General features: G+C 66.8%; 31 protein-coding genes. 24 read left to right on the top strand and 7 right to left on the bottom strand.

The genetic code is table 11. The features are described from left to right. Nucleotides 1–3: 3 nt before the first annotated feature. The 10 genes from ACWIGM_RS10740 (at nt 4) to ACWIGM_RS10695 (ending at nt 8,047) form a co-directional block, all read left to right on the top strand. Entirely contained in the window at nt 4–894 is an 891-nt protein-coding gene (locus tag ACWIGM_RS10740) for a PfkB family carbohydrate kinase (protein ID WP_454025931.1), read from the top strand. Between the two features lie 64 nt (nt 895–958). After that, nucleotides 959–1,375 carry a pyridoxamine 5'-phosphate oxidase family protein gene (locus tag ACWIGM_RS10735; protein WP_454025930.1) on the top strand — a complete coding sequence of 139 codons (417 nt, stop codon included), beginning with the start codon at nt 959–961 and terminating at the stop codon, nt 1,373–1,375. Between the two features lie 96 nt (nt 1,376–1,471). Beyond that, on the top strand, nt 1,472–2,329 hold the full coding sequence (locus tag ACWIGM_RS10730; protein ID WP_454025929.1) for an urease accessory protein UreD: 858 nt from the start codon (nt 1,472–1,474) through the stop codon (nt 2,327–2,329). Between the two features lie 10 nt (nt 2,330–2,339). Next, nucleotides 2,340–2,690, top strand: a complete 351-nt coding sequence (locus ACWIGM_RS10725) for a hypothetical protein (RefSeq protein WP_454025928.1) — start codon at nt 2,340–2,342, stop codon at nt 2,688–2,690. After that, nucleotides 2,687–3,307 carry an urease subunit gamma gene (locus ACWIGM_RS10720; protein ID WP_454025927.1) on the top strand — a complete coding sequence of 207 codons (621 nt, stop codon included), beginning with the start codon at nt 2,687–2,689 and terminating at the stop codon, nt 3,305–3,307. Before ACWIGM_RS10725 ends, ACWIGM_RS10720 begins: the two co-directional genes overlap by 4 nt. A 119-nt stretch (nt 3,308–3,426) precedes the next feature. After that, entirely contained in the window at nt 3,427–4,272 is an 846-nt protein-coding gene (locus ACWIGM_RS10715) for a DUF1003 domain-containing protein (protein WP_454025926.1), read from the top strand. Continuing rightward, nucleotides 4,265–4,852 (top strand): HD domain-containing protein, encoded by a 588-nt coding sequence (locus ACWIGM_RS10710; protein WP_454025925.1) that lies wholly within the window; start codon nt 4,265–4,267, stop codon nt 4,850–4,852. The genes ACWIGM_RS10715 and ACWIGM_RS10710 overlap by 8 nt, the downstream gene beginning before the upstream one ends. A 12-nt stretch (nt 4,853–4,864) precedes the next feature. Beyond that, entirely contained in the window at nt 4,865–6,601 is a 1,737-nt protein-coding gene (gene ureC / locus ACWIGM_RS10705) for an urease subunit alpha (RefSeq protein WP_454025924.1), read from the top strand. Between the two features lie 67 nt (nt 6,602–6,668). After that, entirely contained in the window at nt 6,669–6,926 is a 258-nt protein-coding gene (locus ACWIGM_RS10700; RefSeq protein ID WP_454025923.1) for a hypothetical protein, read from the top strand. Nucleotides 6,927–7,012: 86 nt separating this feature from the next. Continuing rightward, nucleotides 7,013–8,047: an ABC transporter substrate-binding protein gene (locus ACWIGM_RS10695; RefSeq protein ID WP_454026973.1), complete on the top strand. Its 1,035-nt coding sequence runs from the start codon at nt 7,013–7,015 to the stop codon at nt 8,045–8,047. A gap of 72 nt (nt 8,048–8,119) precedes the next feature. Here ACWIGM_RS10695 and ACWIGM_RS10690 read toward each other — a convergent pair whose 3' ends face one another. Further along, a complete protein-coding gene (locus ACWIGM_RS10690) occupies nt 8,120–9,163 on the bottom strand; it encodes an amino acid ABC transporter substrate-binding protein (protein ID WP_454025922.1) in 1,044 nt (347 codons plus the stop codon). A gap of 148 nt (nt 9,164–9,311) precedes the next feature. Between ACWIGM_RS10690 and ACWIGM_RS10685 the strand changes: the two genes are divergently transcribed. Genes ACWIGM_RS10685 through ACWIGM_RS10675 form a run of 3 tightly spaced genes read left to right on the top strand, consistent with a single transcriptional unit; the run spans nt 9,312 to nt 11,017 of the window. Continuing rightward, entirely contained in the window at nt 9,312–9,620 is a 309-nt protein-coding gene (locus tag ACWIGM_RS10685; RefSeq protein ID WP_454025921.1) for a putative quinol monooxygenase, read from the top strand. A gap of 23 nt (nt 9,621–9,643) precedes the next feature. Continuing rightward, nucleotides 9,644–10,336, top strand: coding sequence for an urease accessory protein UreE (locus ACWIGM_RS10680; RefSeq protein WP_454025920.1), 693 nt, complete (start codon nt 9,644–9,646; stop codon nt 10,334–10,336). Between the two features lie 3 nt (nt 10,337–10,339). Next, nucleotides 10,340–11,017 (top strand): urease accessory protein UreF, encoded by a 678-nt coding sequence (locus tag ACWIGM_RS10675; protein WP_454025919.1) that lies wholly within the window; start codon nt 10,340–10,342, stop codon nt 11,015–11,017. 16 nt (nt 11,018–11,033) lie between these two features. Here ACWIGM_RS10675 and ACWIGM_RS10670 read toward each other — a convergent pair whose 3' ends face one another. Further along, nucleotides 11,034–11,270 carry a DUF2059 domain-containing protein gene (locus ACWIGM_RS10670; protein WP_454025918.1) on the bottom strand — a complete coding sequence of 79 codons (237 nt, stop codon included), beginning with the start codon at nt 11,268–11,270 and terminating at the stop codon, nt 11,034–11,036. Then, nucleotides 11,267–11,557, bottom strand: a complete 291-nt coding sequence (locus tag ACWIGM_RS10665; RefSeq protein ID WP_454025917.1) for a hypothetical protein — start codon at nt 11,555–11,557, stop codon at nt 11,267–11,269. Before ACWIGM_RS10665 ends, ACWIGM_RS10670 begins: the two co-directional genes overlap by 4 nt. Before the next feature lie 128 nt (nt 11,558–11,685). Between ACWIGM_RS10665 and ACWIGM_RS10660 the strand changes: the two genes are divergently transcribed. From ACWIGM_RS10660 to ACWIGM_RS10640, 5 genes are all read left to right on the top strand, one after another. Next, entirely contained in the window at nt 11,686–12,123 is a 438-nt protein-coding gene (locus tag ACWIGM_RS10660) for a DUF3995 domain-containing protein (protein WP_454025916.1), read from the top strand. A 3-nt stretch (nt 12,124–12,126) separates the two neighbouring features. Further along, the gene (gene ureG, locus ACWIGM_RS10655) at nt 12,127–12,759 is read left to right on the top strand and encodes an urease accessory protein UreG (RefSeq protein WP_454025915.1); all 633 of its coding nucleotides are present in this window, start codon (nt 12,127–12,129) and stop codon (nt 12,757–12,759) included. 10 nt (nt 12,760–12,769) lie between these two features. Next, entirely contained in the window at nt 12,770–13,351 is a 582-nt protein-coding gene (locus ACWIGM_RS10650) for a HupE/UreJ family protein (protein ID WP_454025914.1), read from the top strand. 68 nt (nt 13,352–13,419) lie between these two features. Continuing rightward, nucleotides 13,420–14,562 (top strand): alpha-D-ribose 1-methylphosphonate 5-triphosphate diphosphatase, encoded by a 1,143-nt coding sequence (locus ACWIGM_RS10645; protein ID WP_454025913.1) that lies wholly within the window; start codon nt 13,420–13,422, stop codon nt 14,560–14,562. A gap of 66 nt (nt 14,563–14,628) precedes the next feature. Then, nucleotides 14,629–15,021 carry a hypothetical protein gene (locus tag ACWIGM_RS10640; RefSeq protein WP_454025912.1) on the top strand — a complete coding sequence of 131 codons (393 nt, stop codon included), beginning with the start codon at nt 14,629–14,631 and terminating at the stop codon, nt 15,019–15,021. 19 nt (nt 15,022–15,040) lie between these two features. Here ACWIGM_RS10640 and ACWIGM_RS10635 read toward each other — a convergent pair whose 3' ends face one another. Further along, nucleotides 15,041–15,892 (bottom strand): LysR family transcriptional regulator, encoded by an 852-nt coding sequence (locus ACWIGM_RS10635; RefSeq protein WP_454025911.1) that lies wholly within the window; start codon nt 15,890–15,892, stop codon nt 15,041–15,043. A 97-nt stretch (nt 15,893–15,989) separates the two neighbouring features. Here ACWIGM_RS10635 and ACWIGM_RS10630 point away from each other — a divergent pair, with 97 nt between their 5' ends. Then, complete coding sequence (locus ACWIGM_RS10630) at nt 15,990–17,237, top strand: MFS transporter (RefSeq protein WP_454025910.1); 1,248 nt, start codon at nt 15,990–15,992, stop codon at nt 17,235–17,237. Here the strand turns inward: ACWIGM_RS10630 and ACWIGM_RS10625 are convergent. The 3 genes from ACWIGM_RS10625 to ACWIGM_RS10615 all read right to left on the bottom strand — a co-directional run bounded on the left by ACWIGM_RS10625 (nt 17,188) and on the right by ACWIGM_RS10615 (nt 19,861). Beyond that, entirely contained in the window at nt 17,188–17,826 is a 639-nt protein-coding gene (locus ACWIGM_RS10625) for an LbetaH domain-containing protein (protein WP_454025909.1), read from the bottom strand. The two genes, ACWIGM_RS10630 and ACWIGM_RS10625, sit on opposite strands and share 50 nt — an antisense overlap. A gap of 101 nt (nt 17,827–17,927) precedes the next feature. Then, nucleotides 17,928–19,124: a mannonate dehydratase gene (uxuA, locus tag ACWIGM_RS10620; RefSeq protein ID WP_454025908.1), complete on the bottom strand. Its 1,197-nt coding sequence runs from the start codon at nt 19,122–19,124 to the stop codon at nt 17,928–17,930. A gap of 41 nt (nt 19,125–19,165) precedes the next feature. Next, a complete protein-coding gene (locus tag ACWIGM_RS10615; RefSeq protein ID WP_454025907.1) occupies nt 19,166–19,861 on the bottom strand; it encodes a GntR family transcriptional regulator in 696 nt (231 codons plus the stop codon). Nucleotides 19,862–20,024: 163 nt separating this feature from the next. Here ACWIGM_RS10615 and ACWIGM_RS10610 point away from each other — a divergent pair, with 163 nt between their 5' ends. The 5 genes from ACWIGM_RS10610 to ACWIGM_RS10590 all read left to right on the top strand — a co-directional run bounded on the left by ACWIGM_RS10610 (nt 20,025) and on the right by ACWIGM_RS10590 (nt 25,198). Then, the gene (locus ACWIGM_RS10610) at nt 20,025–21,215 is read left to right on the top strand and encodes an extracellular solute-binding protein (RefSeq protein ID WP_454025906.1); all 1,191 of its coding nucleotides are present in this window, start codon (nt 20,025–20,027) and stop codon (nt 21,213–21,215) included. 100 nt (nt 21,216–21,315) lie between these two features. Further along, nucleotides 21,316–22,389 carry an ABC transporter ATP-binding protein gene (locus ACWIGM_RS10605; protein WP_454025905.1) on the top strand — a complete coding sequence of 358 codons (1,074 nt, stop codon included), beginning with the start codon at nt 21,316–21,318 and terminating at the stop codon, nt 22,387–22,389. Then, complete coding sequence (locus tag ACWIGM_RS10600) at nt 22,386–23,282, top strand: ABC transporter permease (protein WP_454025904.1); 897 nt, start codon at nt 22,386–22,388, stop codon at nt 23,280–23,282. The genes ACWIGM_RS10605 and ACWIGM_RS10600 overlap by 4 nt, the downstream gene beginning before the upstream one ends. A 4-nt stretch (nt 23,283–23,286) precedes the next feature. Further along, nucleotides 23,287–24,117, top strand: coding sequence for an ABC transporter permease (locus ACWIGM_RS10595; protein WP_454025903.1), 831 nt, complete (start codon nt 23,287–23,289; stop codon nt 24,115–24,117). Between the two features lie 58 nt (nt 24,118–24,175). Beyond that, entirely contained in the window at nt 24,176–25,198 is a 1,023-nt protein-coding gene (locus ACWIGM_RS10590; protein WP_454025902.1) for a DNA topoisomerase IB, read from the top strand. Nucleotides 25,199–25,251 lie beyond the last annotated feature (53 nt).

Here is a 25,251-nt window from a genome sequence, read left to right as displayed (position 1 = left end):
CGTATGGCCGGTGTCTTCTGTCTCGGTATCGCGACGCTCGACTATGTCTACAGCGTCGAGCGCGTGCCTAACCCCGGCGAGAAGGACCGGGCGCGCGATCTCGTCGTCACCGGCGGCGGCTGCGCCGGCAGCGGCTCGGCTGCGGTCGGCCGGCTCGGCGGCAAGGCCTGGCTGGCGACGCGCTTGGGCGACGATGCCGTCGGCGACACCATCGTCGCGCAATTGCAGCAGGATGGCGTCGACACCTCGCTCTCGCCGCGCTTCCCCGGCCTGCGCTCGCCGGTCTCCTCGATCCTGATCGACGCCCAGGGCGAGCGCATGGTCGTCTCCTATACCGACCCGAAGACGCCGCTGACGACCGACTGGCTGCCCGAGGCGCTCCCGGCCGGCTGTGACGGCGTGCTGGTCGACACACGCTGGGGCGAGGGCTCGCTCGCGGCGCTTGAGCTCGCCCGCCAGGCCGGCGTGCCCGGCGTGATCGATGGTGACCGCCAGCCGACTCATCCCGAGATGGTGACTACCGCCAGCCATGTCGCCTTCAGCGAGAAGGCGCTGAGCGAGATCTCCGGCGGGCAGGAGCCGCGGGCGGCATTGGAAGCGCTGGCGCGCGATGCCAAGAACTGGCTGGCAGTGACGCTCGGCCCGCGCGGCGTGCTCTTCATGGAGAATGGCGGCATCGCGCATCTGCCGGCCTTCCCGATCGAGGCGGTCGATACGCTCGGCGCCGGCGATGTCTGGCATGGCGCCTTCGCGCTGGCGCTGGCCGAAGGGCAGGGGGAGCGCGAGGCGGTGCGCTTCGCCTCGGCGGTGGCCGCGATCAAATGCACCCGTTTCGGCGGCCGCGCTGGCACGCCGACGCGCGATGAGGTCGAGCGCTTCCTCGAGGCGCATTGAGGCGCGGGAACTTCGCTGCCCTCCGGCCGTAGATGGCGAGACCCTGAACTCGCCGGAGGAAGCCATGGCCAGCAGAAACCTTCACGACATCGCCGAGAAGATGCGCGACATCGACATCGCCTTCCTCACCACGCGGACGGATGGAGGCGGACTCGCGGCGCGGCCGATGAGCAACAACGCCGATGTCGAATATGATGGCGACTCCTTCTATTTCACCGAGGATTCGACGCGGATGGTCGGCGATATCGAGCGCGACCCGACGGTCGGGCTGCAGTTCTCCGGCAAGGATGGCTTCTTTGTTGCGGTCGAGGGCAGGGCCGATCTGATCCGCGACAGGCAGGCCTTCGCCGAGCACTGGTCTCCCGATCTCGACGCCTGGTTCAAGGAGGGCGTCGACACGCCCGGGCTGGTGATGATCAAGGTCGGCGCCCAGCGCATCAAATACTGGGACGGCGAGGAGAACGGCGAAGTCCGTCTCTGAGTCTGATCTGCCTAGAATATGGGCAGCGAGGCTGGGTGCTGATCTTGCGAGCCGGCGCATTGCGCGGAAAACTGCGCGGGATCGTCAGAGCCTCCCATGTTCGCGCCCGCGTTGCCGCAATCACCCGAACCGATCCTGCCGGACTATGTCCGTGCCGATGGCGGCGTGCGCCTGCGTTTCGGCAAGGTCGGCGCGCGGACGATGCGGCTGGGCGTGGCCGAGAGTGGCGGCTACCGCGCCCGCTTCCCGACCGCTTATGACGAGCGTTGCGAGGCGGTGCTGATCAATACCGCCGGCGGCATGGCCGGTGGCGACCGCGCCGTCACGCAGATCGTGCTCGACCGCGGCGCGCAGGCCACCGTCACGACGCAGGCCGCCGAGAAGATCTATCGCAGCCAGGGCAGTGAGACCTGTGTCGAGACCCGCATCGAGGTCGCAGATGGCGCCGAGCTCGCCTGGCTGCCGCAGGAGACGATCCTGTTCTCCGGTTCGCGCCTGTCACGCAGCCTCGATGTCGAACTCGCGGCCGACGCCAGCCTCATCGCTGCCGAGACGCTTTATTTCGGCCGCGCCGCCATGGGCGAGAGCCTGTCGCGCGGTCATCTGCACGATCGCTGGCGCATCCGCCGCAATGGAAAGCTGATCTTCGCAGAGGACCTCAGGCTCGATGGCGCGATCGACGCGACCTTGGGTCGCAAGGCGGTCGGGCAGGGCGCCCGCGCTGCCGCGACAGTGTTCGCGACAGGCCCGGGTCAGCCGGAAAAGCTTCTGGAAATCCGTGCCTTGCTCGCTGACGACCCTGCTTTCGCCGCGGTCGAGGCCGGCGCCGGCGTGCTCGACGGCTTCCTCCTGATCCGCCTTCTCTCCCCCGACGCGCAGGCCCTGCGTCGCGCCCTCGTCATGCTCCTCGGGCATCTGATCGGCCGTGCGCTGCCGCGCACCTGGTCAACGTGAGGAGAGTGTCATGCTGGCGATCCAGGGACTGAAATGCGTCTATGATACCGGCTCCCGCGGCTGGGCGATCGAGCTCGCGCTGAAGGGCGAGGGCGAGGAAGCCGTGCGCCGCTTCGATGTCGACGGCCCCGAGGATGCCGAGATGCTGATCGAGGCCTTCGACGAGTCGACCTCGAGCAGCTTCGACCCGGCGACGGGCGAGATCGTCTTCGCCTACGAATACGCCACCCTCGACGACGAAGACGAGGATGAGGACGAGGCGGACGACGAGGCGGACGAGGAAGAAGACGAGGACGCCGAAGTCGCTGAAGACGACGAAGACGAAGTCGCCGAGGACGAGGACGAGAAGGTCAAGGCATGAATCTGACGCCGCGCGAGAAGGACAAGCTCATCATCGCCATGGCTGCCATGGTGGCGAGGCGAAGGCTCGAGCGCGGCGTCAAGCTCAACCATCCCGAAGCCGTCGCGCTGATCACCGACTTCGTGGTCGAGGGTGCGCGCGACGGCAAGTCCGTCGCCGAATTGATGGAAGCCGGCGCCCATGTCCTCTCGGCCGACCAGGTCATGGACGGCATCGCCGAGATGCTGCACGACGTTCAGGTCGAGGCGACCTTTCCCGATGGCACCAAGCTCGTCACCGTCCACGAGCCGATCCGCGGCTCCAGGGGCAGGCTGAAACCGGGCGAGGTGACGACGCTGCCAGGCGATCTCATCCTCAACGAAGGCCGCGAGAGCCTGACGCTTACCGTCTCCAATACCGGCGACCGGCCGATCCAGGTTGGTTCGCACTACCATTTCTTCGAGGCCAACCCCGCGCTAGCCTTCGAGCGCGAGAGGGCCAGAGGGTTCAGGCTCGACATTCCCGCCGGCACCGCCGTGCGCTTCGAGCCCGGCCAGACCCGCGAGGTCAGGCTTGTCGCGCTCGCCGGCAAGCGCGAGGTCTATGGCTTCCGCCAGGAGGTCATGGGCAAGCTCTGAGACTGCGCCCGAGACCGTATTTGCGACGAGATTCCGCTTCAGCGTTGTGACATGGCGTCGTCGGCTTCCGCCACACGGCGGCACCTGCCATGCTCGAACGCTCCTCAGGTCAGGCCGCGATGCAAGACGACGCTGTTCTCCCGTCTCTCCCGACGCTCGAAACCGGCAAGGCCAAGCGCGGTGTCTGCGCCATCAGCGGCGCCGAGCTCAGTCGCAAGAGCCTGATCGCGCTCGGGACGCTGCGGCCCTCGCTGGTCGAGCATATTCGGCGTGACTTTCCCGATCTCGACGATCACAGCCTGATCAGTCTCAAGGAGCTGGCGCGCTATCGCACCCGCTATGTCGAGGAGATCCTGCGCGAGGAGCACGGCGAGTACACCGATCTCGACCGCGAGGTTGCCGAGAGCATTGCCCGGCAGGAGACCATCGCCGAGAATGTCGAGGACGATTTCGAAGAGCATCGCACCCTCGGCGAGCGCCTCTCGGACGGGCTCGCCAGCTTCGGCGGCTCCTGGGCCTTCCTGATCAGCTTCGGTGTGGTGCTGTTCGGCTGGATGGCCCTGAATATCGCGATGGCGGCCAGCGCCTTCGATCCTTACCCCTTCATCCTGCTCAACCTCGTCCTGTCCTGCATCGCCGCCATCCAGGCGCCGATCATCATGATGAGCCAGAAGCGGCAGGAGGCGAAGGACCGGCTGCGCTCCTTCAACGACTACCAGGTCAATCTCAAGGCCGAGCTCGAGGTCCGGCATTTGCACGAGAAGATCGACCATCTCATCACCCGGCAATGGCAGCGCCTCGCCGAGATCCAGCAGGTCCAGCTCGAAATGCTGCAGGAGGCGCAGTTGCCCAGGCGCAAGCCGAAACGGCGCAAGAAGCCGGTGGCGAAGAAGAAGGTGGCTGCGGTTGCGGCAGATACAGGGGCTGAGGGGGGCGAGCCTTCGGGAGGGCGCTCCGATGCCTGAAGACGATCATATCTTGCGCGACCAGATCGCGCTGGTGACGCATGCGGCGGGCTTTGCCGCGCGCGTCCATGCCGGCCAGACCCGCAAGGGCGGGAGCGGCCCAGCCTTTGTCCTGCATCTCGCCGAGGTTGCCGATCTCCTGGCCAAGGCGCTGGAGGAGCCCGATGCCGAGCTCGTCGCCGCGGCCTGGCTGCATGACGCCGTCGAGAAGACGAGGATCACGAGCGAGGAGATCGAGGGCCTCTTCGGCCCGCGAGTTGCATCTCTCGTCGCCGAAGTGAGCGACGACAAGAGCCTGCCGGAGGCGGAGCGGCACAGGATGCAGATCGAGACGATCGGCGAGAAGACTGAGGCCGCCCGCCTGCTGCGGCTCGCCGACAAGATCAGCGGCCTGCGCGAGCTGGCCGAGGATCCGCCTGCCGGCTGGGACATGGCGCGCCGTCGCGACTGGCTGCAGTTCGCAACCGACGTCGCGGCTGGTTGCCGCGGTCTCAATGGCGCGCTCGACCTGTTGTTCGAGCAGGCCGCCGCGGCGGCCGCCAGAAGCATTGACGAGATGCCGGCTCAGCCGGCTGGTTGACGAGGATAGCCCATGCCCTTCGCCTTTCCGCGCAATGCCTATGCCGCGATGTTCGGCCCGACCACCGGCGATACCGTCCGCCTCGGCGACACCGAGCTGGTGATCAAGGTCGAGAAGGATTTCACCACCTATGGCGAGGAGGTGAAGTTCGGCGGCGGCAAGGTCATCCGCGACGGCATGGGCCAAAGCCAGGTCAGGAACGCCGACGGCGCCGTCGACACCGTGATCACCAATGCGCTGATCCTCGACCATTGGGGGATTGTGAAGGCCGATATCGGCATCCGGGCAGGGCGCATCTGCGCCATCGGCAAGGCCGGTAATCCCGATATCCAGGCCGGCTTCGGCAATTTCAACCCGTCGGAGACGATTATCGTCGGCCCCGGCACCGAGGTCATCGCCGGCGAGGGCAAGATCGTCACCGCCGGCGGCTTCGACAGCCATATCCACTACATCTGCCCGCAGCAGATCGAGGATGCGCTGATGAGCGGGCTGACCACCATGCTCGGCGGCGGCACCGGGCCGGCCCATGGCACGCTGGCGACGACCTGCACGCCCGGCCCCTGGCATCTCGGCCAGATGATCAAGGCGGCCGACGCCTTCCCGATGAACCTCGCCTTCGCCGGCAAGGGTAATGCCGCATTGCCCGGCGCGCTGACCGAGATGATCGAGGCCGGCGCCTGCGCGCTCAAGCTGCACGAGGACTGGGGCACGACGCCGGGCGCGATCGACAACTGCCTCTCGGTCGCCGACGAATACGACATCCAGGTGATGATCCACACCGACACGCTGAACGAGTCGGGTTTCGTCGAGGACACGGTCGCTGCCTTCAAGGGCCGCACCATCCACGCCTTCCACACCGAAGGGGCGGGCGGCGGCCATGCGCCGGACATCATGAAGGTCGCCGGCCTGCCGAACGTGCTGCCCTCTTCGACCAATCCGACGCGGCCCTTCACCGTCAACACGCTCGACGAGCACCTGGACATGCTGATGGTCTGCCATCATTTGTCACCGTCGATCCCGGAGGACCTCGCCTTCGCCGAGAGCCGCATCCGCAAGGAGACGATCGCTGCCGAGGACATCCTGCACGATCTCGGCGCGCTCTCGATGATGTCCTCGGACTCACAGGCCATGGGCCGTATCGGCGAGGTCATCACCCGCACCTGGCAGACCGCGCACAAGATGAAGGTCCAGCGCGGCCCCCTGCCGGAGGATGCCGGCACCGGTGCCGACAATTTCCGCGCCAAGCGCTATGTCGCGAAATACACGATCAATCCGGCGATCGCCCACGGCATCTCGCGCCATATCGGTTCGGTCGAGGTCGGAAAGCTCGCCGACCTCGTTGTCTGGTCGCCGGCCTTCTTCGGCGCCAAGCCCGATCTCGTCGTCAAGGGCGGCTCGATCGCCGCAGCTCCGATGGGCGACCCCAACGCCTCGATCCCGACGCCGCAGCCGGTGCACTACCGGCCGATGTTCGGCGCTTTCGGCAAGGCGGTGACGTCGACCTCGCTGGTCTTCGTCTCGCAGGCCGCGATGGCGAGCGGGTTGAAGGACAGGCTCGGTACCGACAAGGAGATGGTCGCGGTCGAGAACACCCGCGGCGGCATCTCGAAGAAGAGCATGATCCACAACGACGCTACGCCCGATATCCAGATCGATCCGGAGACCTATGCGGTGGTGGCGGATGGCGAGCTGCTAGTCTGCGAACCGGCGAAGGAATTGCCGCTGGCGCAGCGCTATTTCCTGTTCTGAGCGGCGAAGGTAGCGGAACATCGCCGGCCACCTCCACGTTCCCTCCCATCGGATCAGGGAGGGAACCATGGCCAAGACCAAGACCGCCGGCCCCAAGGGCCAGCAGCCCGAGGCGCTCGCGACCTTTGCCGCCAGCGCTCGCAATGACGGTAAGAAGCCGAAGGAGATCGGTCTCGAAGCCACCAGGACGACGAAGCCGCTGAAGACCTCCCCTGAAAAGAAACAGGATGCAGCGACGAAGGTCCTGCGCGAAGGCGTTCTCGGCAAGGATCAGGGCGCGGCCGAGGCCATCGACAAGCTGCCGGACCGGACCCGCCGGCATTGAGTTCGGGCTTGCTTGGCCTTCGACATTGACACCTGGTGAGCCTCTCCTTCTTGTAGACGGCTAAAGAAAATCAGCCGCCCAGGGAGATTGCCTTGCTCCGTTCGTCTCACGCTGTCGCACTCGCCGGCGTCGCTTTCGCCGCTCTTGCGACGCCTGCCGCCGCCCAGGGCCAGGTCACCGTCTACTGCTCGATCCTCGAGGAACAGTGCCGCGAGGGTGCCTCGATCTTCGAGAAGGCGACCGGCATCAAGGTCCAGATGGTGCGGAAAAGCACGGGCGAGGTCTATGCCCAGGTCAAGGCCGAGGCCACCAATCCGCGCGGCGACGTCTGGTGGGGCGGGCCGGGCGAGCCGCATCTGCAGGCCGCCGACGAGGGCCTGCTCGACGAGTACCAGTCACCGAGGCTGGCGGAGCTGCATGACTGGGCCAGACGCCATGCCGAGCAGTCGAAATTCCGTACCTCCGGGATCTATCTCGGTGCGCTCGGCATCGGCTACAATCTCGAGACCCTGAAGAGCAAGAAGCTGGCCGAGCCGAAATGCTGGGCTGACCTGCTCGATCCGAAATTCAAGGACGAGGTCCAGGTCGCCGATCCCAGCTCCTCCGGCACGGCCTATGTCTTCCTGGCGACGACCGTCCAGCGTCTCGGCGAGGAGAAGGGCTTCGAGTTCCTGAAGAGCCTGCACAAGAACATCAGCCAGTACACCAAATCCGGCATCGCCCCGGTCAAGGCGACGGCGCTCGGCGAGACGGCGGTCGGCATCGCCTTCATGCACGACATGCTGACGCAGAAGCTGCAGGGCGCGCCGATCGGCATCGTCGCCCCCTGCGAGGGCACCGGCTACGAGACCGGCTCGGTCTCGGTGATCAAGGGCGGCAAGAACCCCGAAGCGGCGCGCAAATTCGTCGACTTCACGCTCTCGCCGGAGGCGCAGGACATTAACGCCAAGCTCAAGATCAACTCGATCCCCTCGAACCGGAATTCCAAGCTTTCGCCCGACGCGCCGAAATTCGAGGAGATCAAGCTGATCGACTACGACACCCCGCGCTGGGGCAGCCCGGCCGAGCGCTCGCGCCTGCTCAAGAAATTCGATGACGAGGTGAAGGCGCTGCCGCGCTGAGGGTGATGTTGATTTAGTAGCACTGACCTGAGCCAGTGCTACTAAATCGCTGTCCCTGCTGGGGGCTGGAGATCACCGCACCGGCGGCGCGTATTGCAGGCCGCCCTGCGTCCACAGCCGGTTCATGCCGCGCGGCAGGTTGAGCGGTGATTTGGCGCCGAGATGGCGGTCGAAGCTCTCGCCGTAATTGCCGACCGCCTTGACGATGCGCACCACCCAGTCGTTGGTGAGGCCGAGGCCCTCGCCGAACTTGCCCTCGGCGCCGAGCAGGCGCTTGATCTCGGGATTGGTCGATTTCACCATCTCGTCGACATTGGCCTGGGTGATGCCGAACTCCTCGGCGTTCAGCATGGCGTAGACCGTCCAGCGCACGATATCGAACCAGGCGTCGTCGCCCTGACGGACCCAGGGGCCGAGCGGCTCCTTCGAGATCATCTCGGGCAGCAGGTCGTGCTCGGCCGGGACCTTGAGCTTCATCCGGTTCGCCGCCAGCTGCGACAGATCGGTGGTGTAGGCGTCGCAGCGGCCGGCCTCATAGGCCTGGATCGTCTCGTCGAGCCCGGCATAGGCGATCACCTCGTATTTCATGCCGTGATTGCGGAAATAGTCTGCGAGGTTGAGCTCGGTGGTGGTGCCCTGCGCGACGCAGATTGAGGCGCCGTTCAGTGCCTTGATGTCCTTCACGCCGGTGCTCTTGCGGACAAGGAAGCCCTGGCCGTCGAAATAATTGATCGCGGTGAAGTTGAGACCGAAGCCGGCGTCGCGGCCGAGCGTCCAGGTCGTGGTGCGCGACAGCACGTCGATCTCGCCGCTCTGCAGGGCCGTCAGCCGGTCCTTCGAGGCGAGCGAGATGTACTTCGCCTTCTCCTGGTCGTTGAGGATCGCCGCCGCCAGGGCCCGGCAGAGATCGGTGTCGAAGCCGCGCCATTGCCCTTGCGCATCCGGCAGCGAGAAGCCGGCGACGCCCTGGCTGGTGCCGCAGACCAGGTGCCCGCGCTGCTTGATCCGCTCCAGTGTCGTCTGGGCCTGGGCGGCGATCGGAAGCGCCGCTGCGAGGCAGAGGGCCGCCAGAGCGCTGCCGAAATTACGGGCGCGGCGTGCTGAAATTCTGAGCATGAGTATCCCCTGATTATTGGCCGGCCATCTAACCGCGCCTGCGCCGAGCGAGCCAGAATTATTTACTCGGCTAATCGACTAGGTGCTGCATCTGAACTTGCCTCTGCCGCGTAATGGATGGGCCTGTAACTCTGGAGCTCCGTCCGGCATGTCCGATCCCGTCCTCGTCATCGCCCGCGCCAGGGTCCTTTCCGCAGAGCGCGAGCGCTTCGTCGCGGCGGCGCGCGACTGCATTGCGGCAACGCGTCGCGAGCAGGGCTGCCTCGGCTATGACATCTGTGAAAGCCTCTCCGATCCCGGCTTTTTTCTCAGTGTCGAGAGCTGGGAGAAGCGCGCCGATGTCGACCGGCACATGCAGCAGGCCCATCTCCAGGCCTTCCTCGCCATCGCCGGGACTTGCGTCAGCGCCGCTCCGGTGATCGAAGTGGTGGAACCGCGATCGGTCGATCGCCTCTGATCCATTACGCCACGGGTTTCGTCATGCAGCGCGCCATCTCCGTCGTCCGCAAGGCCGCGGTCAAGCAGGACCGGGTCGTCGAGACGCTGACCCTCGACCATGAGGACCGCAACCGCCGCCGCGTCGCGCTGAAAGGTGATGGCGGGCAGGACATCCTGCTCGACCTCGACAAGCCGACCGCGCTGAACGACGGCGACGCCGTCAAGCTCGAGGACGGCTCGCTCGTGCTGATCAAGGCGGCGGCGCAGAAGCTGATCGAGATCACCGCCGAGAACCCGCTGCGGCTGGCACGGGTCGCCTGGCATATCGGCAACCGCCACACCCCGGCCGAGATCACCGCGAACGCGATCTACATCGAGCACGACCATGTGCTGGCCGAGATGGTCCGCGGCCAGGGCTGCGCGATGGCCGATGTCGAGCGGCCGTTCCAGCCCGAACGCGGCGCCTACGACCATGACCACGCCGATTGCGGCCACGACCACCACGGCCACCATCATCACGATCATGCTCATGAGCACGGCCACGACCATGGCCATTCCCATGCCGGCCACAGCGATGATCATGGCCACGAGCACCATCATGGCCACGAGCACGCCCATGGCGCGGCCTGCGGCTGCGGCCATGACCACCACCATCATGACGACCACGGCCACAAGCACGACCATGGCCATCACGGCCATGAGCACGGCCACAAGGGCCACAAACACGACCACTGAGCCATGCAGGGCGCGCTCCTGCCCCTGATGGTCTGGCTCTCGCCGGCCTTCCCGGTCGGCGGCTTCGCCTATTCGCACGGGCTGGAATGGGCTTTCGAGACCGGCGACCTCACCGAGGCCGAGAGCCTTGCCGATTGGCTCGATGCCCTCATCGAGCACGGCGCGCTGCGCAATGACCTCATCCTCTTCGCCGCCGCCTGGCGTGCGAGCGGCGAGAGCGATGCCAAGGCGCTGCGGGAGGTCGCCGAACTGGCGCTCGCGCTGGCGAACTCGGCTGAGCGCCGGCTCGAGACGGTGACGCAGGGCAACGCCTTCGTCTCGGCGATTGCCGCCTCCTGGCCCAGCGCCTCGATCGACGCGCTGCGCACCGCCTGGCCGGGCGATGTCGCCTATCCCATCGCGGTCGGTGTCGCTGCCAGCGGCCATGGCCTGCCGCTGGCGGCTTCGCTCGAAGCCTTCGCGCTCGCCTTCATCGCCAATCTCGTCTCGGCGGCCGTCCGGCTCGGCATCGTCGGCCAGACCGACGGTCAGAAGGTCATCGCCCGGCTGGCGCCGGCCTTGCGCGAGGCCGCGGTCCGGGCGGAGGCGATGGCGCTCGACGATCTCGGCGGCTGCGTATTCCGCTCCGACCTCGCGTCACTGAAGCACGAGACGCAATATTCGCGATTGTTCCGCTCGTGAGCGGCCGCCCACAGGCTCAGAGCTTGTAGCCTCGCTTGCCCAGTTCGGCCTTGATCTTGGCTTCGATGGCCGGGGCGCGAGCCGCCATCGATTGCTGCAAGGTGACAGTAAAACGTGCCGAGAACTCGGATCCCAAACGTGCTTGCTTCTTGCCGACCGGACTGAGGATGAAGGTTCGGAGCTGTTTGAGCTCTTCGATCTCGAAGCGTTCCTCATAGAAGCGCGAGACGATCTTCACGGTATCGCCCATCATGGGTTCCACCTCGCCACGCACGATCGGCGCGATCGAGAGCAGACCTGTCGAAACTCCTCGGATTTGTTGGGAGAATTGCGAGCGAACTGGTCAAGGGCAGCGACCGAGAGCTGATCAAGGTTGACGCTTTCGAGCCCGGCCTGAGTGATCTCGACCGCCAGCGCCCGCTTCTCGTCAGTCGGGTTCGTCTGGGCAACGGTCTCGCTCGCCAGCATGCCGCTTGCGATGAATGCTACGGCTGCTGCGATGGCGCGCATATGATGGGTCGAGTTGCCGAAAAGACGCATCATCTTCCTTCGCCTCCCGGATGCGCCATCAGTCGTGACTGTCGCGAGCGTTTCGCGCTACGACTTTGGCCGTTCCGGCAACGCTACGTGTGGCGCGTGCAAATGACAATCCAGACGCGAACTCGCTGATGACCTCTGCGGTCACACTTGGGCTGGCGCTCCTCCTGGCTGCCATCGCCGCGCTGCATGCCTATTGGGGTCGGGGCGGCCTCTGGCCGGCGGCGAGTGAGGACGAGCTGATCGCCACCGTCATCGGCAATGCCAGGGCAAAGCGCATGCCCTCACCGGGGCTCTGCCTGCTGGTCGCGCTGGCTATCGCCGTGACGGCCATCTGGCCGCTGCTCCTTGCACAGGTATCCGGAACGGCGACCCTGCGCCCGCTGCTCCAATTCGGCGGCTTCGCGATCATGGCGGTGTTCTTGCTTCGCGGAATCGCCGGCTACCTGCCGGCCTGGCGGCGGCTGCATCCGCGCGAGCCTTTCGCTGGTTATGACCGCCGCTATTACTCGCCGCTTTGCCTGCTGATCGCCGCGGGCTATGCGGTTCTGCTCCTGCAAGGACCCTGATCGATGACCAGTTCTCCCCACGGCCCCTTGCGTGTCGGCATCGGCGGCCCGGTCGGTTCCGGCAAGACCGCGCTGATGGAAGCGCTCTGCAAGCGCATGCGCGACCGCTACGAGATCTGCGCCATCACCAACGACATCTACACCAAGGAGGACGCCCGCATCCTCACGGTCTCCGGCGCCCTGCCGGAGGAGCGGATCATGGGCGTCGAGACCGGCGGCTGCCCGCATACCGCGATCCGCGAGGACTGCTCGATCAACCTCGCGGCGGTGGCGGAGATGCGCGGCAAGTTTCCCTCGCTCGACCTGATCCTGATCGAATCCGGCGGCGACAACCTCGCCGCGACCTTCTCGCCCGAGCTCGCCGACCTGACGATCTACGTCATCGACGTCGCGGCCGGCGAGAAGATCCCGCGCAAGGGCGGGCCGGGCATCACCCGCTCCGACCTGCTGGTCATCAACAAGACCGATCTTGCCCCGCATGTCGGCGCGGATCTTGCTGTGATGGACCGGGACTCGAAGACCATGCGCGGCAAGCGCCCCTATGCCTTCACCAATACGCGGGCGGGGGAGGGCGTCGATCTGGTCGTCGATTTCATCGAGACCGCCGGCGGCCTGAAGGCGCCGGTCCTGAGCTGAGGATGGCCTTATGATGACGATGCGCGCGACCGGACTCCTTGCCATGCTGCTGACCCTCGCCTCGGCTCCGGCCTTCGCCCATACCGGCGCCGGCCCGGTCGACGGCTTCGTCCACGGCCTGATGCACCCGCTGACCGGGCTCGACCATATGCTGGCCATGGTCGCGGTCGGCCTCTGGGCCGGGTTGGTCGGCGGCAAGGCGCGCATCGCCTATCCCGTGGCCTTCGTCGCCACGATGGCGCTGGCCGGCGCCTGGGGCATGTCCGGCGGTTCTCTGCCCGGCGTCGAGATCGGCATCGCCTTCTCGGTGATCATCCTCGGGGCGGCGGTCGCGCTCAGGGCCTCGCCGCCGCTCGCTGCGGGGGCGCTCGCCTGCGGCATCCTCGCCATCTTCCATGGTTTCGCCCATGGCGCCGAGCTGCCGGAGAACGCCAGCGGCTTCGGCTATGCGGCCGGTTTCGTCATCGCGACGGCCGCGCTCCATTTGGTCGGCATCCTGCTGGCGGGGGCGCTTGCTGTCCGCGCGTCTCTGTTCGCCCGCGTCGCCGGTGGCGGGCTGGTGCTTGCAGGCGTCGCGCTCCTCGCCGGCTGAGCCCATCGTCATCGCCACGTCATGAAGGGAGGCCAAGCGCGCCGTCCTTTCAGTGACGGAGGCGGGGCATGAGTCTGCATATCACCGGCGGCGAGGTGCTGACCGAAACGCTTGTCCACGCCGACCTCGTCACGGAAGGGGAGAGCATCGCAGCGCTGGACGGCGCCGCTCCTGCCGGGGCGCTGCGCCTCGATGCGACCGGCCTCTATGTCCTGCCCGGCATCGTCGATTGCCATGGCGACGCTTTCGAGCGCCATATTATGCCGCGGCCCGGCGTCGCCTTCGACATCGACCTGGCGCTGCGCGATGCCGACCGCGCCATGCTGGCGAGCGGCATCACCACAGCCTTCCATGGCGTCACCTGGTCCTGGGAACCCGGCCTGCGCGGCGCCGGGAACGCGCGCGGGCTGGTCGAGCGGATCGCGGCGCTCAGGACCGAGCTTGGCGCCGATACGCGTTTCCATCTGCGCCACGAGACCTTCAACCTCGCTGCCGAGGCCGAGATCATCGACTGGCTCGGCTCTGGCCGCGTCGGCGTGCTCGCCTTCAACGATCATACCGGCGGCATCCTGAAATCGCGCAGCCGGCCGGGCAAGATCGCCAAGATGGTCGAGCGCACTGGGCTGAGCCATGAGGATTTCATGGCGCTGGCCGAGAACGTCTGGAATCGCCGGGACGAGGTGCCGGGCTCGATCGAGCGGCTGGCTGCGGCGGCGCGCGCGGCCGGCGTCCCGGCGATGTCGCATGACGACATGACGCCGGAGATGCGGCGCTGGTATCGCGGCCTCGGCGTCACCGTCACCGAATTCCCGATCAACGAGGCGACGACCCGCGAGGCCGCAGCCCATGGCGAGGCGATCGTCTTCGGCGCGCCGAACGTGGTGCGCGGCGGCTCGCATATCGATTGCCCGGCGGCCGAGGCGATGGTGCGCGAGGGGCTCTGCACCATCCTGGCTTCGGACTATTATTATCCGGCCCTGCCGCTCGCGCCCTTCATCCTGGCGCACAAGGGCGCGGCCAGCTTCGCCGCCGCCTGGCGGCTGGTTTCGCAGGGGCCTGCCGAGGCGCTCGGCCTCTCAGACCGTGGCGTCATCGCGCCCGGCAAGCGCGCCGACCTAGTCCTCATCGCGCCGGGGCCGCAGCCGCGCATCGTCGCGACCATCGCCGGCGGCCGGCTGGTCCATCTGGCCGATCAGCGCATCCTGGTTTGAAGGCGATCGCGTTGCCGTCGAGATCGCCACAACCTAGGATTTCAGCTCGCAGGTAGGAGGACGACGATGGCGCGTTGGTCGGATGCGATGAAGCTCTCGGATTACCTGGAATATGCCGCCTATCTCCAGGCGCCGGGCGTCTACGAGATCGGCTATCTCCAGCGCGGCACCTTCTACCCGAAATATATCGGCAAGGCGCCGGTGACGCTCTACCAGCGCATCCGCACCTATGGTCGCGAATTCGGTCGCTCCTCGCACAACCGCTTCATCCGCGAGCTGGTCGAGATCAACTATCACCGCCTCTGGTTCCACGTGATGAAGGTCAGCAGGCCCGGCGGGGCGGCTCTGCGCGAGGCCCTGCTGATGAACCGCATGACGATCGGTCCCGGCGGCCTCTACGAATGGAACTGCCGCTACGAATACACGCCGCTGACCGAGGCGGGGTACGTTCTGAGATAGCCGAACTCTCCGCGGCGCTTCAGGACCGAAACGCAGCTGCGATCGCCGTGAGTGTTGCCGCCGCGCGCGGCTGGCTGACGCTTGAGTGCAGGACGATCGGTCGGGTCGGCACGGCAGGGAGCGCGAGGTGGGCTCCGATCTCGCTGAGGCCGGTCGGCGCGGCCTGTCGAGCAAGCAGGGCGACGCCAAGGCCCGCGATAGCGGCAGCGCCGACTGCGGCGGCACCTTCGCCGGTGAACGCTTCGCGCCATGGGATGCCGGCGGCTTCCAGTGCCTCGACCGCCATCAGGCGCAGCTTGCACGGCTCCGGCTGGGCCGCCAGGGGCAGTGGTTCATCTCTGGCTATCGGGACGTCCGGAGCGCTGAACCAGCCGAATTGCGCGTCCGTCAGCAGTTCGCCGTCGCGGCGGCTCTCGTCGTATCGCAGGGCAATGACCGCATCGAGATCGCCCGCGTCGTAGCGCTGGAGCAGCGCGCGCGTCGAGCTGATCCGCAAGTTCAAGGTCACGCCGCCGTCGCGCTTGCCCGCAGCCTGCAGCAAGCGGGCGAGGTCCGGGCCGACCAGATGGTGCGTGATGCCGACCGAGAGGCGAACGCTGTCGGAGGAAAGCGCATCGGTCGCCCGGCGGTGCGCCGCCAGGAACTCGCGCGCGGGGGCAAGGAAGCGCTCGCCGGCGGAGGTGAGGGTGACGCGTCGCGGCGTCCGTTCGAGCAGGCGCTGGCCCAGCCGCTCCTCCAGGCGGCGCAAGCGCAGCGAGGCGGCAGCCTGGGTCGTGTTGAGCAGGCCGGCGGCGCGCGTGAAGGAGCGATGCTCCGCTACGAGGACGAAGGTCTCGACGGCTTCCGGGTCGAGCGTGAGGCGCGTTTCCATAACAAAGTGATATCATTGAAACTGGAAATACGACAGTTTCGATCGCTCCTGGATCGGTGTTTTGTCACGGCAGCCCCTAGCCAGAGTCCAGCTGCCGATGTCGAAGACAGGTCCGAACCTCGCTCCCGAAGCGGTCGCGAGCCATGCCGAGACTGACCCCTATATCTGGACCGTGCTGACGGTGGCGGTCGCGACGCAGACGGCGGGCTCGTTCGTCTCGCAGGGTGTCTACATCCTCGTCCCGTTCTGGCGGGATGCGTTCGGCGTCTCGCTCGCCTCGGCGGCGCTCGCGGTCACCGCGATGAACGGCACGCAGATCGTGACGATGTATTCGCTCGGCCGCGCGATCGATCGCCATGGCGAGCGGATCGTGGTCGGGCTGGCGATGCTCGGCATGGCGCTCGCCATGGCCGCGGCTGCCTTTGTCGACGAACTGACCGGGTTGTTGATCTGCATGGCCTTCCTCGGCGGCACCTATGCCGCGGTGCAGCCGGGCGGGACGCGGGCGATCATGCGCTGGTTCCCGCCGCGGCATCGTGGCCTCGCCACCGGCTTCCGCCAGGCGGCGGTGCCCCTGGGTACGATGATCGCAGCTGCCGTACTGCCCCTGCTTGCGGTGCGTTTCGGCTTGCATGCGGCCGCCTGGTCCAGTGCGGCGGTGTCGCTGCTCGGCGGGCTTCTGTTCCTGCTCTTCTACAAGGAGGGCGGGGCGGTGGGGGCCAAGCGCGAGATGCCGCTGCCTTTGCGCGAACTGATCCGGACCGTCGGTGAAAACCCGCAATTCTGGCCGGTGCTCCGCCTCGGTATCGCCATGTCGGCCTTCCAGTTCACCTTCACGGCCCATGCGATCGGCTATATGGCCGATGCCATGGCGCTCGGCATGCTCGGCGCGGCGAGCCTGTTCGCGCTGGCGCAGCTCGCGGGCATTCCCGGGCGCGTGCTGCTGCCCTGGCTCAGCGACAGGTTCAGGCCGGGGCGACGCTCCCAGTCCTTCGCCGTGACCGCGCTCCTCGGGGCTGGTGCTGCCGCGGTGCTCGCTGCGCTGCCGGCCGGCGTCCCGGAGCCGCTGGCGGCGGTGGTCCTCGCCGTCTTCGGCATCTTCGGGATCGGCTGGTTCCCGCTCTATCTGCTGGGGATCGCCGAGATGGCGCCGCGGAGTTCGATTGCCTCGACCGTCAGCTTCGCTTCGACACTGTGCCTGATCGTCATGGCTCTGGGGCCGTGGATTTTCGGCTTGATCGCCGGCTGGTTGGGCTATGGCTGGGCCTGGGTGCTCCTGATCGCCCCGGTCGTGGTCACGGCGCTGCCGTTGCTGAGGAAGCGATTGCCGGAGCCTGGTCGATGAGAGAGAGGCGTTCCACCACCGCGCCCGCGGCCAGAATGGCGCCGGGAGCAATGACGGCATTGGCGCCGATCCTCGCGCCGTCCCCGACCACGGCTCCGAACTTGGCCTTGCCGGTATCGATACGCCTGCCGTTGTAGAGGAACGCTATCGTCTGGTTCGGCCGTTCATTGCGGTGGTTTGCGATGATCGATCCCGCTTCCAGATTGACGTCGCTGCCGAGGATGCTCTCGCCGACGAAGTTGAAGTGAGCGAGCTTCGACCCGCGGAACAGGAAGCTGGACTTGAGCTCGACACCGGGCCCAAGAACGCATTCAGCGTCCAGCCAGCCGCCGCCGCGGATCAGAGAATGAGCCGCTACGAAGCAGCGCGGGCCAATGATGGCTGGCCCCTTGATGGTGGCGCCGGCCTCGACCGACGCTGAAATGTGGATTGCGACGCCGTCGCTCACGCGATAGTTCGCGTCGAGCCGGGGCAAAAGCTCTTCCACGATGAGTTGCGTACGCTCGGTGAGCTCCCAAGGCGTAGCGAAGCCCAGGCTCGCCAGAATCGAGGAATCGAACCCGGCGATATGCTCGCTGACGAATTGCATGCACGACCTCGTTCGGGGCCGGTCATGGTGACCAGCTTATCGATCGTGGGCAACATCACAGCCGCTTCGTTCGACGGAGCGGCTTGTCGCGCGGGTCTGTTTCAGCTGGCATACCCCTTGACGCTCGACAGCGCCGTCATCACGCCGCGCAGCTCCGCCAGGCCGCGCAGGCGGCCGACCGCCGGATAGCCGGGGAACGAGCCCTTCTTGGCGTCATCGAGCAACTCATGGCCATGGTCGGGCCGCATCGGGATGCGCCAATGCCGCCAGCCGGCGGCCTTGCGGCGGGTCTGCTCCGCCATCAGCGCGTCGACCAGGGCGACCATGTCGGTGTCGCCGCCGAGGTGTTCGGCCTCCATGAAGGAGCCGTCCGGATCCTTAGCGACATTGCGCAGATGCGCGAACCAGATCCGGTCGGCGAAGCGGCGCGCGATGGCCGGCACGTCGTTCTTCGGATTGGCGCCGAGCGAGCCGGAGCAGAGGGTGAGCCCGTTCGAGGGCGAGTCGACCGCGCCGAGGATGAAGGCGATGTCGTCCTCGTTCGAGCAGATGCGCGGCAGGCCGAAGAGCGGCCGCGGCGGGTCGTCCGGATGGATGCACATGCGGATGCCGACCTCTTCGGCGGTTGGGATCACCGCCTCGAGGAAGCGCCTGAGATTGGCGCGCAGGCCGTCATGGCTCATCTCGGCATAGCGCGCGAGGATGCGCTTCAGGCCGGGCACGTCGTAGCGGTCATAGGCGCCGGGCAGGCCGGCCATGATGTTGGCCATCAGCTTGGCCCGGTCGGCCTCGGAGGAGCGCTCGAACCAGGCTTTGGCCTTGTCCATCACCTCGGCTGAATGGCCTTCGTCGGCGCCCGGCCGCTGCAGCATGAAATGGTCGACGACGACATATTCGTGGAGGTTGAAGCGCAACGCCGTGCCGCCGCCGGGCAGGGGCTGGGCGAGGTCCGTGCGGGTCCAGTCCAGTACTGGCATGAAGTTGTAGCAGACCACCTCGATGCCGCAGGCGGCGAGGTTGCGCAGCGACTCGCGATAATTGGCGAAGATGGTCTCGAGGTCGCCTTCGCCGATCTTGACGTTCTCGTGGATCGGCAGGCTCTCGACCACGGCCCAGCGCAGGCCGAGGCTCTTGTCGGCCTCGATGATCGCTTTCCGCTTCTCGATCTCCTCGACGGTCCAGACCACGCCATAGGGGATCTGATGGAGCGCGTTGACGATGCCGCGCGCGCCCGCCTGCCGGGCCTGGGCGAGCGTCACCACATCGTCCGGGCCGAACCAGCGCCAGGTCTGTTCCATCGTCGTCTGTCCTTTTTGGGCTGCCGTCTGTCGCGGCTTCGTCAGGTGGGTTTGCTGAGCCCGCCGCTCGCGGCGAAGGCTTCGACATGGTCGCGAGCGATCGCCTCGATCGCATCGAAGACGGTGCGCAGATGCGCACGCATGGTGCGCTCGGCCTTCGCCTCGTCGCCGGACGCGACCGCTGCGGCGATCTCGCGGTGCTCCCGCAGGATCATGTCGGACCAGCCGCTCGTCTCCAGCGACAGGCAGCGGACACGGTCGAGCTGTGCCTTGACGCTCTCGATCAGGCTCCAGACCGAAGGGTGGCCCGAGAGCCGGGAGAGTTCGGCATGGAAGGCTTCGTCGCTGCGGAAGAAGCCCGCCCGGTCGCCATCGGCCAGCGCCTGCTCCTGCGTCCGGATCAGAGCGGCGAGGGCCGTTCGCCCGTCCTCGTCGATGTTCTTCGCCGCCAGCGCGACCGTGCGGCATTCCAGCGTCTCGCGCACGAACTGGCTGTCATAGACGGCGGCGAGGTCGATCGGCGCGACGAAGGTGCCGACCTGCGGCACGACGACGAGGAAGCCGTCCTCGACCAGCCGCTTGAACGATTCGCGCACCGGCGTGCGGCTGACGCCGAACTGGAGCGCCATGCGTGCTTCCGAGATCGACTCGCCTGGACGCAGCACCGCGTTCAGGATGTCGCCGCGCAGCGCCCGGTAGATCTGGTCGGTGCTCTGTCTCGCCGCGGCGATGCCCATTGCCAAGCTCTTGTTCACTAGTATACTAGGATACCGGCCCAAACGGAGGCGTCAACTCCGAAAGCCGCGAATTCAGTAAGCGCCGGTGCTAAAAGTGCTGCAAGAGCGCGCTTTTCACGGGCTGGGGAAACAGCAGGCGGTGAAGCCGCCGGGAGGGGAAAACATGGTCCAGGATACGATCCATCGCCGCACATTCCTCGGCGGCGTCGCTGGCATGGCCGGTATCGCGGCTGCGCCCGGAGCCTTCGCTCAAACGCTCAAGCTGCCGGCGTCCCCGCTCACGATCAGCGTCATCGACGTCGGCGGGGCGCTCGCTCTAGTCCAGACGCCGCTGGAGAACTACCCCAAGGCAAATCCCAAAGCCGTCTCGCGGATGGTCTTCACCAAGGCGCCCGCGCCTGAGCTGCCGGCCAAGCTGAAGGCGCAGCAGGACGCTGGCCGCCTCGACATCGATTTCGTCATCGGTGGCCTCGACGTGCTCTCAGCCGGCATCGACCAGAAGCTCTGGGTCGAGTTGCTGCCGCGCTTCGCCGCCGATCTGCCCAAGCCTGATGACATCTACCTGAAGCCCGCGCTCGCCATGCACAATCTCGGGCGCGGCCAGGCCATGGCGATGGTCTATTATCCGTCGGGCCCGCTGCTCGAATATATGCCCGACAAGGTCAAGACCCCGCCGACCACGGCGCAGGAGCTGCTCGACTGGACCAAGCAGAACAAGAACCGCTTCCTCTATGCCCGCCCGGCCAATTCCGGCCCCGGCCGCACCTGGATCATGGGACTGCCTTATATTCTCGGCGACAGCGATCCCAAGGATCCGGCCAAGGGCTGGGACAAGACCTGGGCCTATCTGAAGGCCTTGGGCGAGAACATTGAGTACTATCCCGGCGGCACCGGCGCGACGATGAAGGAGCTCGGCGACGGCTCGCGCGACATCATCGTCTCGACGACGGGCTGGGACATCAACCCGCGCGTCCTCGGCGTCGTGCCGAAGGAGGCGAAGATCCAGGCGCTTAAGGGCTTCCACTGGGTCACGGACGCCCAGTACATGATGATCCCCAAGGGCGTCTCGGACGAGAAGCTCGCCGTGCTGCTCGACCTGATCCGCCACATGCTGACCCCTCAGCAGCAGGCCTATACCTATGACGAGGGCTATTTCTATCCGGGTCCGGCGGTGAAGGACGTGCCGCTTTCGATGGCGCCGGCCTCCAGCCAGAAGGCCATCGCCGAGTTTGGGCGGCCGGAATACGACAAGCTGATCGCCGAGAACCCGATGGAAACCCCGCTCGACCCCGAGAAGATGGTCGTCGCCTTCCGCATCTGGGACGAGCAAGTCGGCGGCGCCAAGCGCAAGTAAGCCCGCTGCAGGATCTCCAGGCAGGCCGGTCCTTGACCGGCCTGCCGCCTTGCTGCTGCCTGTCGGCAGCTGCCCATCCGTTCAAACCCGATGGTCCTTCATGTCGATACACGCCGCGAACTTCCGCGAACTCAGGCTCGATCGGCTCTGCCGCGACTTCGGGACGCACAATGCCGTCAAGGACGTCTCGCTGACGATCAAGCAGGGCGAGTTCATCGCATTGCTCGGCCCGTCCGGCTGCGGCAAGTCGACGACGCTGAACCTGATCGCCGGTCTGCTGCCCGCGACCGGCGGCGGCATCTGGCTCGACGAGAAGCGCATCGACCCGCTTCGCCCGGAGGAGCGCGGCTTCGGCATGGTCTTCCAGAGCTATGCGCTCTTCCCGCACATGACCGTGCGCAAGAACATCGGCTTCGGGCTGAAGATGCGCGGTATGCCCAAGGCCGAGAGCGAGCAGCGCGTCGCCGAAGCCGTGGCGCTGGTCCGCCTGCAAGGGCAGGAGGCGAAGCTTCCCGGCCAGCTCTCCGGCGGCCAGCAGCAGCGTGTCGCCATCGCCCGCGCCATCGCGGTGCAGCCGCCGCTGGTGCTGATGGACGAGCCGCTTTCCAATCTCGACGCCAAGCTGCGCCTCGAGATGCGCGCCGAGATCAGGCGCATCCACAACACGCTCGGCGCCACCACGATCTATGTCACCCACGACCAGGAGGAGGCGCTCTCGCTCGCCGACCGCATCGTGGTGATGCGCGATGGCGAGATCCGTCAGGTCGGCGGGCCGGAGGACCTGTTCTCGCGGCCGGACCATCTCGACGTTGCCGAGTTCATGGGCTTCCGCAACAAGGTCGCAGGCCGCGTCGCTTCCGTCGCTGGCGAGCAGGCGACGGTTACCGTCGGTGAGGTCGGTGTCGCCGGGCGCGTCAGGTCGCAGGTCGCGGCCGGGCAGGGCGCTCATATCTCGATCCGCCCCGAGGATCTGCACCCGGTTGCGGATGGTACACCGGGGCTCGCCGCCAAGGTCGTCTCGACCGAATTCCACGGCCGCGAATTCGTCGGCTTCGCCCGCATGGCGGACGACACGCCGCTGACCTTCCTCGCCGAAAGCCGGATCGCGCCGGGCACCGAGATCCGCCTTGCCGCAGCTCCCGATCGCGTCCTCGTGTTCGGAGGGGGCGCATGAGCGCGTCAAGCACGACTGCCGAGATTCCGCTCAAGCAGCGCCTTGCGGCACGCGGGCTCGACGGGCTGACCCTGCTCGTCCTGCCGGCCGTGTTCTTCCTGCTGGCGCTGTTCATCTACCCGTTCCTCTACGGGCTCTTCCTCTCCTTCACGCCGAAGGCGGGCGGGGCGCTGGCCAACTATCAGCGCTTCTTCTCCGACGCGTTCCTCTACGACACGATCGCGACCACGCTCTGGCTCGCTTTGCCGGTGACGATCGTGACGCTGCTGCTGGCGATCCCGATCGCCTTCCGCGTCCGGTTGATGAAGAACCAGCGTCTGCTCACCACCATCCTGGTGATCCCGATCACGCTTGGCACCGTGCTCGTCGCGGAAGGGCTCTTGAACTATCTCGGCCCGCAGGGCTGGTTCAACCGGACGCTGATGACGTTCGGCATCATCTCCTCGCCGGTGAAGCTGCTCCATAACTATTGGGGCGTGATGCTCTCGCTGGTCATCACCGGCTTTCCCTTCACTTTCCTGCTGACGCTGTCCTATCTCACCGGCGTCGATCCGGCGCTGGAGCAGGCCGGCGCGACGCTCGGCGCCGGGCCCTGGGAGCGCTTCAAGCACATCCTCTTCCCATTGCTGCTGCCAGGCCTCGCGATCACCTTCTGCCTCTCGTTCGTCCAGGCCTTCTCGGTCTTCCCCTCGGCGGTGCTGCTCGGCGCGCCGGCTGGTCCGACGCGGGTGATCTCGATCGCCGCCTACCAGGCCGCCTTCGAGGAATACGATTACTCGATGGCCTCGGCGGTCGCGATGATCATGGGCATGGTCCAGCTCGCCATCGTCGTCGCGGTGCTCGGCCTGCGCGGCATGCTTTATCGCGGCCCGGCCGGCGGCGGAAAGGGCTGATCCGATGGTCAAGGACACCCGCCTCTCCACCAAGCTCTGGGCCGCGGCAAACTGGGCGCTGATCGGCTTCTTCATCGTCAACCTGTTCGGCATGATCGCCGCGGTGGTGACGAGCTCGTTCTCGACGCGCTGGCTGCGCTCCTGGCTGCCCGATGGCTGGACGACGCGCTGGTACGGCGCCGCCTGGAGCGAGTTCCAGCTCGGCGACGTGCTGACGGTCACCTTCCAGATCGTCTTCCTCGTCGTCTTCCTCTCTGGGCTGATCGGCGTGCCGGCCGCCTATGCGCTGGCGCGGCGCGATTTTCCCGGCAAGAAGCTGGTGATGCTGCTCTTCCTGCTGCCGCTGCTGGTGCCGCCGATCACCTTCGGCATCCCGCTGGCGACAGTGCTGTACCGCACCGGCCTCGCCGGTTCGATGTCGGGCGTGGTGCTCGCCAACCTCGTGCCGACCGTGCCCTTCGTCATCCTGGTGATGATCCCGTTCATCGAGCAGATCGACACCAAGATCGAGGCGGCGGCGCGCGTCTTCGGTGCCAACACCTTCAAGCTCTTCATCCATGTCCTGCTGCCGCTGCTGATGCCCGGCATCCTGGCTGCGCTCTTGCTCGTGCTGGTGCGCACGATTGCGATGTTCGAGCTGACCTTCCTCACGGCAGGTCCGACCAGCCAGACACTGGTGGTCGCGCTCTACTACGCGGTCTTCGCCGCCGGCGTTCGCGCCGTGCAGTCGATCGACGCCATGGCGGTGATCTACATGGTGACGACGCTGATCTGGCTCATCATCGCGCTGCGCTTCGTCAACCCGACGCAGATCGTGGCGCGGGCGAAGCGGTAGGGAACTTCGCAGCCCATCCCGCATTCCTCCGCAGCCGGTCGAGCTGCGGAGGCGCTGAATGGTCACCAAGGGCAAGGAAGGCGCCGCGGCGAATAAGGGCCGCCTGCGCCGAGCCAGCATCGACGATCTCACCATCCGCCGCGTCCGGGTCGGCCGCAATTTCGGTTATCGCGACGCCGACGGCGGCAAGATCACCGACGAGGAGACGCTGGCGCGCATCCGCTCGCTGGCGATCCCGCCGGCCTATGAGGACGTGCTGATCGCCGCCGATCCGCGTGCCCATCTCCAGGCTGCAGGCCGCGACGATGCCGGGCGCATCCAGCATCGCTACCATCCCGATTGGGAGAAGGTGCGCGAGCGCCGCAAGCTCAAGCGCCTCGGCCGGCTGATCGATGCCCTGCCGAAGCTGCGCGAGCGCATCACCAACGATCTGAAGGATCGCACGCTGTCGCGCAGGAAGGCGCTCGCCTGCGCCGCTGCGATCATCGACCGCTGCCATATCCGCGTCGGCAACGAGGTCTATGCCCGCACCAATGGCAGCCATGGCGCCTCCACCTTGCTGAAGCGCCATGCCGACATCAGCGGCAAACACGTCACGCTCGCTTTCCGCGGCAAGGGCGGCAAGGACATCGTCTGCGGCCGCGACGACGCATCGCTTGCCCGCGCCCTGGCCCGGCTGAAGACCATCCCGGGCAAACGCCTGTTCCAGTACCGCGCCGAGGATGGTTCGGTCACCGCCATCAACGCCGCCGACATCAACACCTATCTGAAGGAGGCGTCTGGCCTGCCGGTTTCGAGCAAGGATCTGCGCATGCTCGCCGCCAATGCCGCGGCCGCCGAATTGCTGCTCTCGACCGACATCGCCGCCAGCGAGCGCGGCCGCAAGCGCCAGCTCGCCGACATCATGCGCGCCATCGCCGAGCGGCTGGTCAACACCCCGGCCGTGGTCCGCAAGAGCTATGTCCACGCCATCGTCGTCGACGCCTATGCCAGCGGCCGCCTCAGCCGTGCCTATCGCAAGGCGCGCGGCCGCGGCGGTTGCTCGCGCATCGAGCGGGCGCTGGGATTGCTGGCGGCGTGAGCGGGATGCATGGCCGCCTGCCCGGGCCGGGTGGCAGCAGGGGTTGAACCCGC

Source organism: Allobosea sp. NPDC055332 (genome assembly GCF_053645455.1).
This window is presented reverse-complemented; position numbering and strand designations above follow the sequence as displayed.